14 protein-coding genes are annotated in these 14178 nt (G+C 61.4%); 12 read left to right on the forward strand and 2 right to left on the reverse strand.

Going from position 1 to position 14178, the window contains the following annotated elements; all coding sequences use genetic code 11:
* Positions 1-317 precede the first annotated feature (317 nt).
* Both J2Y39_RS23665 and J2Y39_RS23670 read right to left on the reverse strand, forming a co-directional pair.
* Positions 318-1634, reverse strand: a complete 1317-nt coding sequence (locus J2Y39_RS23665; protein ID WP_056790660.1) for a bifunctional DedA family/phosphatase PAP2 family protein — start codon at positions 1632-1634, stop codon at positions 318-320.
* A gap of 153 nt (positions 1635-1787) precedes the next feature.
* Positions 1788-2513 carry a DNA-3-methyladenine glycosylase gene (locus tag J2Y39_RS23670; protein WP_056790657.1) on the reverse strand — a complete coding sequence of 242 codons (726 nt, stop codon included), beginning with the start codon at positions 2511-2513 and terminating at the stop codon, positions 1788-1790.
* Positions 2514-2690: 177 nt separating this feature from the next.
* Between J2Y39_RS23670 and J2Y39_RS23675 the strand changes: the two genes are divergently transcribed.
* From J2Y39_RS23675 to lipA, 12 genes are all read left to right on the forward strand, one after another.
* Positions 2691-3962 (forward strand): glutamate-5-semialdehyde dehydrogenase, encoded by a 1272-nt coding sequence (locus J2Y39_RS23675; protein ID WP_252868345.1) that lies wholly within the window; start codon positions 2691-2693, stop codon positions 3960-3962.
* Positions 3931-4653 (forward strand): nicotinate-nucleotide adenylyltransferase, encoded by a 723-nt coding sequence (gene nadD / locus J2Y39_RS23680; protein ID WP_310220041.1) that lies wholly within the window; start codon positions 3931-3933, stop codon positions 4651-4653. Before J2Y39_RS23675 ends, nadD begins: the two co-directional genes overlap by 32 nt.
* A gap of 72 nt (positions 4654-4725) precedes the next feature.
* A complete protein-coding gene (gene rsfS / locus J2Y39_RS23685; RefSeq protein ID WP_016773024.1) occupies positions 4726-5220 on the forward strand; it encodes a ribosome silencing factor in 495 nt (164 codons plus the stop codon).
* Between the two features lie 9 nt (positions 5221-5229).
* Positions 5230-5697, forward strand: a complete 468-nt coding sequence (gene rlmH, locus J2Y39_RS23690; protein WP_011063671.1) for a 23S rRNA (pseudouridine(1915)-N(3))-methyltransferase RlmH — start codon at positions 5230-5232, stop codon at positions 5695-5697.
* A 10-nt stretch (positions 5698-5707) separates the two neighbouring features.
* Complete coding sequence (mrdA, locus tag J2Y39_RS23695; protein ID WP_041477721.1) at positions 5708-7603, forward strand: penicillin-binding protein 2; 1896 nt, start codon at positions 5708-5710, stop codon at positions 7601-7603.
* A 31-nt stretch (positions 7604-7634) separates the two neighbouring features.
* Positions 7635-8738, forward strand: a complete 1104-nt coding sequence (rodA, locus tag J2Y39_RS23700; RefSeq protein WP_050977864.1) for a rod shape-determining protein RodA — start codon at positions 7635-7637, stop codon at positions 8736-8738.
* A 17-nt stretch (positions 8739-8755) separates the two neighbouring features.
* Positions 8756-9766, forward strand: a complete 1011-nt coding sequence (gene mltB, locus J2Y39_RS23705) for a lytic murein transglycosylase B (protein WP_041477722.1) — start codon at positions 8756-8758, stop codon at positions 9764-9766.
* Positions 9766-10776, forward strand: coding sequence for a septal ring lytic transglycosylase RlpA family protein (locus J2Y39_RS23710; protein WP_016773027.1), 1011 nt, complete (start codon positions 9766-9768; stop codon positions 10774-10776). The genes mltB and J2Y39_RS23710 overlap by 1 nt, the downstream gene beginning before the upstream one ends.
* 187 nt (positions 10777-10963) lie before the next feature.
* Positions 10964-12121, forward strand: a complete 1158-nt coding sequence (locus tag J2Y39_RS23715) for a D-alanyl-D-alanine carboxypeptidase family protein (protein WP_310220043.1) — start codon at positions 10964-10966, stop codon at positions 12119-12121.
* An 86-nt stretch (positions 12122-12207) separates the two neighbouring features.
* Entirely contained in the window at positions 12208-12483 is a 276-nt protein-coding gene (locus tag J2Y39_RS23720; RefSeq protein ID WP_024014446.1) for a DUF493 domain-containing protein, read from the forward strand.
* Positions 12483-13130, forward strand: coding sequence for a lipoyl(octanoyl) transferase LipB (gene lipB, locus J2Y39_RS23725; RefSeq protein WP_076564273.1), 648 nt, complete (start codon positions 12483-12485; stop codon positions 13128-13130). The genes J2Y39_RS23720 and lipB overlap by 1 nt, the downstream gene beginning before the upstream one ends.
* Positions 13131-13155: 25 nt before the next feature.
* A complete protein-coding gene (lipA, locus tag J2Y39_RS23730; protein WP_160768663.1) occupies positions 13156-14154 on the forward strand; it encodes a lipoyl synthase in 999 nt (332 codons plus the stop codon).
* The last annotated feature ends 24 nt before the right edge of the window (positions 14155-14178 follow it).

Here is a 14178-nt window from a genome sequence, read left to right on the forward strand (position 1 = left end):
AACTCGACAAAGAATGAATTGATAAATGCCTCGGCAGAACTTCAATGCCGGGTCCGGATAAATATTGATTGTTGGCAAGTGCTCAAGCCGGGCGGATTGAACTCACGGATTTTCTGTTGCGCGAAATACTTCGCCACCGTGTTCCGGCTGGACTATGTAACGCTAGTTTGGCGTCGATTGGGAATGCGGAAACGTCGGTTTTATAACCAGGAAAGTTAACCGCAGGAGGGGAAGTTTGCGTAGGTTATCAACGCCGCTCTTGTCGGAATATTCCGAAAGAGCGGCGTATAAAAAATCTGGCTTGTGAGTTGTCTGGTTTAGTAGGCGTAACGCAACAATGTATGTGGCAAGTGGCGCAGTACGAAGAAGCCGAACAGAGCAACCATCGATGGCAGGATCAGCCACCAGATCTTGAACGGCATCGCATTAAGGGACGCCTGCCGTTGGCTCAACCACAGCATTGCAGCACACACGCAACTGGCGAGCATCGCCCCGGCCAATATGTCGGTTGGCCAGTGCGCGCCCAGATACACCCGCGACAGGGCGATAGAGAGTGCCGGGATGCAGGCAATCAGCAGCCAGGTCAGGCGCATGCGCGGCGGCTGACCGCGTCCGGCGAGTACACCCAGCGTCAGGAACAGGGCGAATGCGCCAGAAGCGTGGCCGCTGGGCATGCTGTAGGTGGTCAATGGATCGCTGAGCACTTCCGGGCGCACCCGGGCGAAAAAATACTTGGTTCCGGTATTGGCCATTGCGGTGACCAGCATGGTGGCGCCCGCGAACATTGCCTGGCGCCACTGCTTGCACAGCACCAGCAGAATGACGAGCAGGGCACTGAACAGCAGCATGTTGCGGAATTCGCCGATCAGGGTCAGCGTCACGGCGATTTCGTCCAGCGCTGGCTGGCGGTGCTCCTGCACCAGGGTCATCACGCCGTTGTCGAGCGCGGTGAGGTATGGATAGCCGATGAACAGACCGATCAGGATCAGCAGGCTCATGCCGCCGATCCAGATTGTCGCGCGACGATGGCGGCGCACGCTGCTGTTGACGCTCAGGCCGACCATCACCGCGATGCTGGCGGCGACAATCCCGGCCTCCAGCCAGAACCCTTCAGGCAATGGCAGACGGAACGCCGCGCCGGTGGCCCAGCCCGGCAGCAGATAAGCCAGGCTCCAGCCAGCAGCGGCCAACAGGCTGACGGCGAAAAAACGCGGGAAGGGCATGTCGCACATCCCGGCGACCATTGGCAGCATTGGTCGTAGCGGGCCGATGAAACGCCCGACCAGCAAGCTGGCGATGCCATAGCGCTGGAAGTACGACTCGGCGCCGGCCATCCATTCGGGGTGATGGCGCAGCCCGGGAAGGCGGCGGATGTTCTGGTGGAAATGGCGGCCAAGGAAATACGACATCAGATCGCCAAGAATGCCGCCAAGAAAGCCCAGCAACAGTGTTTCGCTCAATGACAGCGCGCCACTGCCGGCCAGTACCGCCACGCCGAACAACAGCACCGTGCCCGGCACGATCAGCCCGGCGATCGCCAGACACTCCACGCACGCAACGATGAACACCGCTGCGGCCAACCACTGCGGATTGGCGCCGAGCCATCCAGTGATGCTATCGAGCCATGGGCCCATACAGAAAAACTCCATTCATTCTTTAAGTAATTGTTACGCGGTTGACTGCTGACCTGTGGGAGCGAGCCTGCTCGCGAATACGCTGTGTCAGACGATAGAAGCGTTGGCTGGCACGACCCCTTCGCGAGCAGGCTCGCTCCCACAGGAGGGACATCATTCATTGACGGATGCGGCGTCGGTTACGGGAAGCAAAATATAATCCCGGCCTTCGACCTGACCCCGTCGCAGCGGGTTCCGCGTGCACCATTGCGCATACGCAGCGTCAACAAAGCGATACATCAAGTGTTCATCACGGCCCAGCGGAATGCCCAACCGGGTGGTTTGAATGATCTGCGCGGGTGGCGGTCCCGGGTCCTCGACCAGCAACAGTTCATGATCGAAACGCTTGGCGTCCCACATCGGCACTTTCAAACCCAGCGCCTTGCACAGCAGGGTCTGTCCGGCGCAGAGCTTCTGCGTCGGACGCGGTCGGCCCTGGGCATCGGGATTGTTCAGCAGCATCTGCGCCAGACTCGCCGGACCGCTCACTTCATCGACCCACGGATAGGCGGATTTGATCAGCACCGCATTGCCCGGCCCCTGCGCACTGAAGTTCAGCGAATCACCGCCGCGTGCGTAGTACATATAGATGTGGCCGCCATCCAGAAACAAAGCCTTACGCTTTTCTGTATAGCCGAGCGAGGCGTGGCTGCCTTTTTCCGCGCAGTAATAGGCTTCGGTTTCGATGATTCGCGCACTCAGCCACAGATCGCCGACGCGATGGCGGATGACTTTGCCGAGCAGCGCCTGCGCCAGCACCTGGGCGTCGCGGTCGAAAAAACTGTCCGGCAGGCCCACGGGCAGGCGCGCGGACTCGGGGCAAAGGGGCACGTTGGTCATGATGGGCAAGGTTTATCCAGGCTCAAGAGGTCGTGATGATAACAACGCTGAGCTTAATTACGTCTGAACGCCGGCCAAACGCAGCTCATTTCGACCATCCGCCCGTCACCGCTGTTAGTCCCGGGACGCGGCAGCTATAATCTGCCGCTTTCCTCTTTGCCAAGACCCCAGCAGACCATGACTGAGTCCGTTCTTGACTACATGACCCGATTGGGTCGCGCCGCCCGCGCTGCCTCCCGGGTCATCGGTCGCGCCAGCACCGCGCAGAAAAACCGCGCCTTGCAGGCTGCCGCCAATGCTCTGGACGCTGCGCGCGCCGAGCTGGCCGCCGCCAATGAGCTGGATCTGGCTGCCGGTCGCGCCAACGGTCTGGAGCCGGCGCTGCTGGAGCGTCTGGAACTGACCCCGGCACGCATCGACGGCATGATCGTCGGCTTGCGCCAGGTCGCTGCACTGGCGGATCCGGTCGGCGCGATCCGCGACATGAGCTTCCGTCCGTCGGGTATTCAGGTCGGCAAGATGCGCGTACCGCTGGGCGTGATCGGGATCATTTACGAATCCCGCCCGAACGTGACCATCGATGCCGCCAGTCTGTGCCTGAAGTCCGGCAACGCGACCATCCTGCGCGGTGGCTCCGAGGCCATTCATTCCAATCGCGCGATTGCCGCGTGCATTCAGCGCGGTCTGGCCGAGGCCGAACTGCCCGCCGCCGTGGTGCAAGTGGTGGAAACCACCGACCGTGCCGCCGTCGGCGCGCTGATCAGCATGCCGGAATACGTCGACGTCATCGTGCCCCGTGGCGGTCGTGGCCTGATCGAACGCATCAGCCGTGATGCCCGCGTGCCAGTGATCAAGCACCTGGACGGCATCTGCCACGTTTATGTCAGCGAACACGCCGATCTGGCCAAAGCCCAAAGCATCGCCTTCAACGCCAAGACCTACCGTTATGGCATCTGCGGCGCGATGGAAACCCTGCTGGTCGATCAGGCCGTTGCCAGGGATTTCCTGCCTTCGATGGCCGCGCAGTTCCGCGAAAAAGGCGTCGAGCTGCGCGGTTGCGAGCGCACCCGGGCGATCATCGAAGCGGTCGCGGCCAGCGAAGACGACTGGCACACCGAGTACCTGGCGCCGATTCTGTCGATCCGCGTGGTCGACGGTCTGGAGCAGGCGATCGAACACATCAACCATTACGGCTCCCATCACACCGACTCGATCGTCAGCGAAAACCTCGCTGACACCCGCCGGTTCGTGGCGGAAGTCGACTCGGCCTCGGTGATGATCAACACGCCGACCTGCTTTGCCGATGGATTTGAATACGGATTGGGTGCCGAGATCGGCATTTCTACTGATAAGCTGCACGCCCGCGGCCCGGTCGGGCTTGAGGGGCTGACCTGCGAGAAGTACATCGTGGTCGGCGATGGCCAGTTGCGCGGCCAGGCGACGGTCTGACTTGACCTACCTCGACCTGACAGCGCCGCACACCGGCAGCGAGTCGCGCCCGCAACGCATTGGCGTGCTGGGCGGTACGTTCGACCCGGTGCACATCGGCCATTTGCGTGGCGCGCTGGAAGTTGTCGAAGCGCTGACGCTGGACGAGTTGCGCCTGATGCCGAACGCGCGGCCGCCACATCGCGGGACGCCGCAGGTGTCGGCGCAGGACCGGCTGGCGATGGTCGAGTGCGCGGTGGCCGGATTGCCGCCGTTGGTGGTGGACGCCCGCGAATTGCAGCGGGACAAACCGTCCTGGACCATCGATACCCTGGAGTCGCTGCGCGCAGAGATGCCCGCCGAGACCCAGGTTTTTCTGCTTTTGGGCTGGGACGCATTTTGCGGCCTGCCCACTTGGCACCGCTGGGAAGAGTTGCTCCAGCATTGCCACATCCTGGTGCTACAGCGCCCGGACGCCGACAGCGAACCGCCGGATGCCTTGCGCAACCTGCTGGCAGCGCGTTCGGTGAGCGACCCGCTGGCCCTGAAAGGGCCGAGCGGACAGATTGCATTCGTCTGGCAGACACCGCTCGCGGTTTCCGCCACCCAGATCCGTCAACTGCTGGCCAGCGGTAAGTCGGTACGTTTCCTGGTGCCCGACGCGGTCCTGGCCTACATCGATGCGCACGGTCTGTACCGTGCGTCGAACTGAACAAGGCGCGCTTCACCGATACGGATCACCGTATCCCCAAGCCGCCGAATACATGAGCAAAACGAGTTACATATGACTGATAAAGATCTACCGAAAGTAAAGCGCAAAGGCACGTTCAAGAGCGCACCACTGCCGGAAGCCGTCAACACCAACGAGCCGCTCAAGGGCGACGAACTGGTCAAGATTGCCGTCGCCGCGCTGGAAGACGTCAAGGCCCAGGACATCCAGATCATCGATGTGCGCGACAAGCAGAGCATCACTGACTACATGATCATCGCCACCGGTACCTCCAATCGCCAGATCAACGCGATGCTCGACAAGGTCCGCGAGGAAGTGAAAAAGCAGGGCGCCAAGCCGCTGGGCGAAGAAGGCAAGGGCGACAGCGATTGGGTACTGCTCGACCTCGATCTGGTGATCGTGCACATGATGACTGCCTCGGCGCGTCAGTTCTACGACCTGGAGCGCCTGTGGGCCGGTGCCGAGCAAAGCCGTGCGGCCGATGCCAAGCACCACAGCCCGGAAAACACCCACGAGCATTTCACCAAGCTCAACAAAGACCAGTTCTAAGGGATTGCTGTGCGACTGCGCCTGATCGCCGTCGGTTCACGCATGCCCAAGTGGGTGGAAGAAGGCTGGCATGAATATGCCAAGCGTCTTCCGTCCGAGCTGGCGCTGGAACTGGTGGAAATTCCGCTCAATACCCGTGGCAAGAATGCCGACGTGGCCCGTTTCATCCGCCAGGAAGGCGAAGCCATGCTGGCCAAGGTCGGGCACAACGAGCGGATCGTCACGCTGGAGGTTCACGGCAAGCCGTGGAGCACCGAGCAACTGGCGGTCGAACTCGATCGCTGGCGCCTAGATTCGCGCACGGTCAACTTCATGGTCGGCGGCCCGGAAGGGCTGGCACCGGAAGTCTGTGCCCGCGCTGACCAGCGCTGGTCGTTGTCGCCGCTGACCTTGCCGCACCCGCTGGTGCGGATCCTGATCGGCGAACAGTTGTACCGTGCCTGGACCGTGTTGTCCGGCCACCCTTACCACAAGTAAGCCTGCCCTCATGTCTCAGCCGATCCGCATCAAGGACCACGAAAAGGACGCCCGTCTGGTGCGCAGCCGTGTCGTGTTCGGTGCGATCGTGATCGTGGCGCTGATCTGTGTGCTGATCGCGCGTCTGTATTACCTGCAGGTGATCCAGTACGAGTACCACTCGACCCTGTCGGAAAACAACCGCGTCCACGTGCAGCCGATTCCGCCGACGCGCGGGCTGATTTTCGATCGCAACGGCGTGGTCGTGGCCGACAACCGGCCGAGCTTCAGCCTGAGCATGACCCGCGAGCGCTCCGGCGACTGGCAACAGGTGCTCGACGTCATCGTCGAGGTGCTGGAGCTGACGCCCGAGGACCGGGTGATCTTCGAGAAACGCATGCGTCAGGGCCGTCGGCCGTTCGAGCCGGTGCCGATCCTGTTCGAGCTGACCGAAGAGCAGATCGCCCGCATTGCGGTGAACCAGTTCCGCTTGCCCGGGGTGGAAGTGGTCGCGCAACTGGTCCGGCATTACCCGCAGGGCGCGCATTTTGCCCACTCGGTGGGCTACATGGGGCGGATCAACGAGAAAGAGCTGAAGTCGCTGGATCCGGTCAACTACAGCGGCACCCACCACATCGGCAAGACCGGCATCGAGCGTTTCTACGAGCCGGAATTGCACGGTCAGGTCGGTTACGAGGAAGTCGAGACCAACGCCCGTGGCCGCGTATTGCGCGTGCTCAAACGCACCGATCCGATTCCCGGCAAGGACATCGTCCTGAGCCTCGATATCAAGTTGCAGGAAGCCGCCGAGGCCGCGCTGGGCGGGCGACGTGGCGCGGTGGTGGCGCTCGATCCGAAAACCGGCGAAGTGCTGGCGATGGTCAGTCAGCCGAGTTTCGACCCCAACCTGTTCGTCACCGGTATCAGCTTCAAGGCCTACGCCGAGTTGCGCGATTCCATCGACCGGCCGTTGTTCAACCGCGTGCTGCGCGGTCTGTACCCGCCGGGCTCGACGATCAAACCGGCGGTGGCAATTGCCGGTCTCGACGCTGGCGTAGTCACGGCTTCGAGCCGGGTGTTCGACCCGGGCTATTACATGCTGCCCAACTACGACCACAAGTATCGCAACTGGAATCGCACTGGTGACGGCTTCGTCGACCTCGACACGGCGATCATGCGTTCCAACGACACCTACTTCTATGACCTGGCGCACAAGCTCGGCATCGATCGGCTGTCGACCTATATGAACAAGTTCGGCATCGGCCAGAAGGTCTCGCTGGACATGTTCGAAGAGTCCCCGGGCCTGATGCCGTCCCGCGAATGGAAACGGGCGACGCGCAAGCAGGCGTGGTTCCCCGGCGAAACCCTGATTCTCGGGATCGGCCAGGGCTACATGCAGTCGACGCCGCTGCAACTGGCCCAGGCCACGGCGCTGGTGGCCAACAAGGGCATCTGGAACCGTCCGCATCTGGCCAAGTCCCTCGACGGGGTCAAACCGGTGGATGAAAACCCGATGCCGAACATCATCCTGCGTGACCCGTCCGACTGGAACAAGGTCAACCATGGCATGCAGCAGGTGATGCACGGTGCCCGTGGTACCGCGCGCAAAGCGGCGATCGGCGCGCAATACCGCATCGCCGGCAAGTCCGGTACCGCGCAGGTGGTGGCGATCAAGCAGGGCGAGAAATACGACCGCTCCAAGGTCCAGGAACGCCACCGCGACCACGCGTTGTTTGTCGGCTTCGCCCCGGCCGATGATCCGAAAATCGTCGTGTCGGTGATGGTCGAGAACGGTGAGTCTGGTTCCGGCGTTGCCGCGCCCGTGGTGCGCCAGGTCATGGACGCCTGGTTGCTCGACCAGGACGGCCACCTGAAAGCCGAGTACGCCAGCCCTATCACTGCGGAGGCCCCGGCCCGTGATGAATAACTTCGATCGCATGCTCTCCAGCGAGGATGTGATGCGTCGCCGCGCGACGTTGCTGCAAAGACTGCATATCGATGGCCCGCTGTTGATCCTGCTGCTGATACTCGCCGCCGGCAGCCTGTTCGTGCTGTATTCGGCCAGCGGCAAGAGCTGGGATCTGCTCGGCAAGCAGGCCACATCTTTCGGCATCGGTCTGGTGGCAATGATCGTCATCGCCCAGTTCGAACCGCGTTTCATGGCGCGCTGGGTGCCGCTCGGTTACGTGATCGGCGTGATATTGCTGATCGTCGTCGACATCATGGGCCACAACGCCATGGGCGCCACGCGCTGGATCAACATCCCCGGGGTGATCCGCTTCCAGCCCTCGGAATTCATGAAGATCCTGATGCCGGCGACCATCGCCTGGTATCTGTCCAAACGCACCTTGCCGCCGCAGCTCAAGCACGTCGGCATCAGCCTGATGCTGATCGGCGTGCCGTTCATTCTGATCGTGCGCCAGCCGGATCTGGGTACCTCGCTGCTGATTCTCGCCGGTGGCGCCTTCGTCCTGTTCATGGGCGGCCTGCGCTGGCGCTGGATTCTCAGCGTATTGGCGGCGGCGGTGCCGGTGTCGGTGGCGATGTGGTTCTTCGTCATGCACGACTATCAGAAGCAGCGTGTCCTGACTTTCCTCGACCCGGAAAGCGATCCGCTCGGCACCGGCTGGAACATCATCCAGTCGAAAGCCGCGATCGGCTCCGGTGGCGTATTTGGCAAAGGCTGGCTGCTCGGCACCCAGTCACACCTGGACTTTCTCCCGGAAAGCCACACCGACTTCATCATTGCTGTGCTTGGCGAAGAGTTCGGTCTGGTGGGGATTTGCGCGCTGCTGCTGATCTATCTGTTGTTGATCGGTCGCGGGCTGGTGATCACCGCTCAGGCGCAAACGCTGTTCGGCAAATTGCTCGCCGGCGCGTTGACCATGACTTTTTTTGTTTACGTTTTCGTCAACATCGGTATGGTCAGTGGCCTGTTACCGGTCGTGGGGGTGCCGTTGCCGTTCATTAGCTACGGAGGAACTTCGCTGGTGACGCTGCTGTCAGCGTTTGGGGTTTTGATGTCGATCCATACCCATCGCAAGTGGATCGCACAGGTTTGAATAAGGTGAAGAGTGCAATGCAAGTAATGCGTGGCTGGGCGACTCGATGCGCGCCGCTGGTTGGCCTGGTGGGCCTGCTGGGGAGCGTGCAGGAAGCGCTGGCCGGCGACTATGAAGGCTCGCCGCAGGTGGCCGAATTCGTCGGCGAAATGACCCGCGACTACGGTTTCGCCGGTGAACAACTGATGGGTGTGTTCCGCGAGGCGCAACGCAAGCAGTCGATTCTCGACGCCATCTCCAGACCCGCCGAACGGGTCAAGCAGTGGAACGAATATCGTCCGATGTTCATCACCGACGCGCGCATCGCCCGTGGTGTCGACTTCTGGCGTCAGCACGAGGCGACCCTGGCCCGTGCCGAGCAGGAATACGGCGTGCCGGCACAAGTGATCGTGTCGATCATCGGCGTCGAGACCTTTTTCGGACGTAATACCGGTAATTTTCGGGTGATCGACGCATTATCGACCCTCGGCTTCGACTATCCTCCCCGTGCCGAATTTTTCCGCAAGGAACTGCGTGAGTTCCTGCTGCTGGCCCGCGAAGAGCAGGTCGACCCGCTGACCCTGAAAGGCTCGTACGCCGGGGCCATGGGCCTGCCGCAGTTCATGCCGAGCAGCTTTCGCGCCTACGCGGTGGATTTCGACGGTGACGGCCACATCAATATCTGGAACAACCCGGACGATGCCATTGGCAGCGTCGCCAGCTACTTCAAGCGTCATGGCTGGGTCGCCGGCGAACCGGTGGTCAGCCGCGCCGATGTGCGCGGCGAGCAGGTTGATGAAGGCCTGACTACTGGTATCGAACCGGTGAAAACGGTCGCAGAGTTGCGGGCGCTGGGCTGGTCAAGTCATGATGCGCTGCGCGATGATATGCCGGTTACCGCATTTCGCCTCGAAGGCGACAACGGCCCTGAATACTGGATGGGCCTGCAGAATTTCTACGCGATCACGCGTTATAACCGCAGCGTGATGTACGCCATGGCCGTACATCAACTGTCTGAACAGCTGGTACAAGCACGGGGCGTCAAGTAATGCAGGCATTGCCTAACAATAAACCCCTGAAGCTGGTGGCTTTCGCTGCGTTGGCAGTCCTGGTCGCCAGTTGCACGACCAGCCGCACGCCGACGCAGAAAACCCCGTCCACCGCTGTCCGCGCCCAACCGGGCCTGGACATCAACCGCGCGCACAAAGACGGCGCGCCTTGGTGGGATGTCGATGTTTCGCGCATCCCGGATGCGACACCGACCCTGCACACCGGCCCGTACAAGGCCAATCCGTACACCGTGCTGGGCAAGACCTACTTTCCGTTGCAGGAATCCAAGACCTACGTGGCTTCGGGTACGGCGTCCTGGTACGGCACCAAGTTCCATGGCCAGAACACCGCCAACGGCGAAGTGTATGACCTGTACGGCATGAGTGCCGCGCACAAGACCTTGCCGCTGCCAAGTTACGTCCGGGTGACCAACCTGGACAACAACAAAACGGTGATCCTGCGCGTCAACGACCGTGGGCCGTTCTACTCCGATCGAATCATTGACTTGTCTTATGCTGCGGCGAAGAAGCTTGGCTATGCCGAAACCGGCACCGCACGGGTCAAGGTCGAAGGCATCGATCCGCAGCAGTGGTGGGCGGCCAAGGGCCGTCCGGCGCCGCTGATGCTCAATGAGCCGCAAGTGGCGCAGAATAGCGCCCCGGTCATCACCGCGTCGGCCGGTACCGTCGAGCAATGGACGCCGCCGCCGCAGCAACACGCCGCGGCCGTGGTGCCCGTGCAGATCGATGCAAAAAAAAACGCTTCTGCACCAGCGTCTGGCCAGTATCTGCAGGTGGGCGCGTTCGCCAACCCGGACGCTGCCGAGCTGCTGAGGTCGAAGCTCAGCGGGATGGTGAGCGCGCCGGTGTTCATCAGCTCGATCGTGCGCAATCAGCAGACCCTGCACCGGGTACGCCTGGGGCCGATCGGCTCGCCGGGTGAGATCGCCCAGGTGCAGAACAGTGTGCGGCTGGCCAATCTGGGTTCGCCCAGCGTGGTCACCGAGTAACACGTAGACCTTGATTGACGGTTCACTTGCGGTATTCGGGGGGTGAACCAGGTTGTTGGCTCGTCGAAGAACAAAAGCCCGGCAAGGGTGACTGGAGTGAGCAACTGAACACGCGATGGCCCGTTAGAAGGCTGTCTGAATAAGTTTTGCCTTCGGGCAAGTTTCCATTAGCGATTTCGAGAGACGGATGAACATCACCACCTTTGCCAAACGCCTGTGTCTGCTAGTCCCGCTGCTCCTCTCGCCAGCCGCCTTCGCGGCCGAGATGATGCCGTCGCCACCACAACTGGCCGCCAAGGCCTATGTTCTGATGGACGCCAGCAGCGGCAACGTGCTGGTCGAAAACAACGGCGACCAGCGTCTGCCACCGGCCAGCCTGACCAAGCTGATGACCGCGTACATCGCAACCCTGGAAATCCGTCGCGGTCAGATCGGTGAAAACGATCCGGTGACCGTCAGCGAAAACGCCTGGCGCACCGGCGGTTCGCGGATGTTCATCAAGGTCGGTTCGCAGGTGACTGTCAGCGACCTGCTGCACGGCATCATCATCCAGTCCGGTAACGACGCCAGCGTCGCCCTGGCCGAGCACATCGCCGGCAGCGAAGACGCGTTCGCCGATCTGATGAACAAGACCGTCACCGAACTGGGCATGACCAATACCCACTTCATGAACCCGACCGGCCTGCCAAACCCTGAGCACTACTCGTCGGCGCACGACATGGCGATCCTGGCCCGTGCGATCATCCACGAAGACCCGGCTCACTATGCGATCTACTCGCAGAAAGAGTTCTTCTGGAACGGCATCAAGCAGCCTAACCGCAATCTGCTGCTGTGGCGCGACAAGACCGTTGACGGTCTGAAAACCGGCCACACCGATGAAGCCGGCTACTGCATGGTGTCCTCGGCTGTACGTGATGGCCAGCGCCTGATCGCCGTGGTGTTCGGTACCAACAGCGAAGTGGCTCGCGCCGCTGAAACCCAGAAGTTGCTGACCTATGGTTTCCGCTTCTTCGAAACCCAGACCTTCTACCAGAAGGGCACTGAACTGGCGCAGGCGCCGGTATGGAAAGGCACCACCAGCCAGGTCAAGGCCGGTCTGGCGCAAGACCTGACCATGACTCTGCCAAAAGGCCAGCTGAAGAAGCTCGCTGCCAGCATGACCATGAACCCGCAACTGGTTGCGCCAATCGCCAAGGGCGACGTGATCGGTAAAGTCGAAGTCAAACTGGAAAACAAGGTGGTGCACAGCGCCGACCTGATCGCTCTGGATGGCGTCGAGGAGGGTGGTATCTTCCGCCGCATGTGGGATAGCATCCGTCTATTCTTCTACGGCTTGTTCAACTGATTTTGTGTTGACCTGCATGGCCCCGCCCCGATCCGGTGCGGGGCCATGTGCGTTACCACGGCTTGCGCTATAGAGGCCGTTACGCCATGACCGATACCGAAGTAAAGGCGCCAAAGATCGAATTTCCCCAGACCGATTATCCGATCAAGGTGATCAGTGATACGGGTGTTGGCAACAAGGACAAGATCATCGCGATCGTCCTGAAACACGCGACCATCAATGATGAGCGCATCGACGAGCGTCAAAGCAGCAACGGCAAGTACACCACCATCCAGTTGCACATCGTCGCCACCGACCAGGATCAGCTGTACAACATCAACAGCGAACTGCGGGCTTCCGGCATCGTGCACATGGTGTTGTGATGCACGGCACGCTGGGCTTTCGCGAGCTGGGCCAGATGGCTTACGAGCCGGTCTGGCATGCCATGCAGCGCTTTACCAACGAACGCGGCAATGCTGCAGCCGACGAGATCTGGCTCGTCGAACACCCGCCGGTGTTCACCCAGGGCCAGGCCGGCAAGGCCGAGCATCTGTTGCTGCCGGGAGATATTCCGGTGGTGCAGGTCGATCGTGGCGGCCAAGTGACTTATCATGGCCCCGGGCAACTGGTGGCCTATCTGTTACTGGATGTGCGCAAGCTGGGTTTCGGCGTGCGCGATCTGGTCAGCCGCATGGAAGCCTGCCTCATCGAACTGCTGGCCAGCTACGGCGTTAGCGCCGCCGCCAAGCCAGATGCTCCCGGCGTGTACGTCGATGGAGCGAAAATCGCTTCTCTGGGTTTGCGCATTCGCCACGGTTGTTCCTTTCATGGCCTGGCCCTGAACGTGGATATGAACCTGGAACCGTTTCGACGGATTAATCCCTGCGGCTACGCCGGGCTGGCCATGACCCAGCTGAGCGATCACGCAGGATCGATTGAATTTGCCGAGGTAAGTGCCCGGCTGCGCGCGCAGCTCGTCAAACACCTCGACTATGCTGAGCAGACGACCCTCACGGGCGGAATCGACTGATATGACTACTGATGCAGTGCAAACCATGATCCCGACGCTCGACGTGACCGAGCGCCCGGCCCCGCGTCCCAAGGTTGAAGCCGGCGTCAAGCTGCGCGGCGCCGAGAAGGTTGCACGCATCCCGGTCAAGATCATCCCGACTACCGAACTGCCGAAGAAACCCGACTGGATCCGCGTGCGCATCCCGGTTTCGCCGGAAGTCGACCGCATCAAGAGCCTGCTGCGCAAGCACAAGCTGCACAGTGTCTGCGAAGAAGCGTCCTGCCCGAACCTCGGCGAATGCTTCTCCGGCGGTACTGCGACCTTCATGATCATGGGCGATATCTGCACCCGTCGTTGCCCGTTCTGCGACGTTGGCCACGGTCGTCCGAAGCCACTGGACGTCAACGAGCCGGAAAGCCTGGCCATCGCCATCGCCGACCTCAAGCTCAAATACGTGGTGATCACCTCGGTTGACCGTGACGACCTGCGTGACGGCGGTGCCCAGCACTTTGCCGACTGCATCCGCGAAATCCGCAAGCTGTCGCCGAACGTGCAGCTCGAGACCCTGGTCCCGGACTACCGTGGCCGCATGGACATCGCCCTGGAAATCACCGCCGCCGAGCCGCCGGATGTGTTCAACCACAACCTGGAAACCGTGCCGCGCCTGTACAAGGCTGCGCGTCCGGGTTCGGACTATCAGTGGTCGCTGACCCTGCTGCAACGCTTCAAGCAGATGATGCCGCATATCCCGACCAAATCCGGCCTGATGCTGGGTCTGGGCGAGACTGACGAAGAAGTCATCGAAGTCATGAAGCGCATGCGCGAACACGACATCGACATGCTGACCCTCGGTCAATACCTGCAACCGTCGCGCAGCCACTTGCCGGTGCAGCGTTTCGTGCACCCGGACACCTTCGCCTGGTTCGCCGAAGAAGGTTACAAGATGGGCTTCAAGAACGTTGCGTCTGGCCCGCTGGTACGTTCCTCGTACCACGCCGACGAGCAGGCGAAGCTGGTCAAGGCCGAGCTGCTGGGTTCCTGATTCACTGCTGATGTAAAAATGCCC

It is taken from the genome of Pseudomonas sp. 2957 (genome assembly GCF_031456345.1).
Taxonomy (GTDB): Bacteria; Pseudomonadota; Gammaproteobacteria; order Pseudomonadales; family Pseudomonadaceae; genus Aquipseudomonas; species Aquipseudomonas siliginis.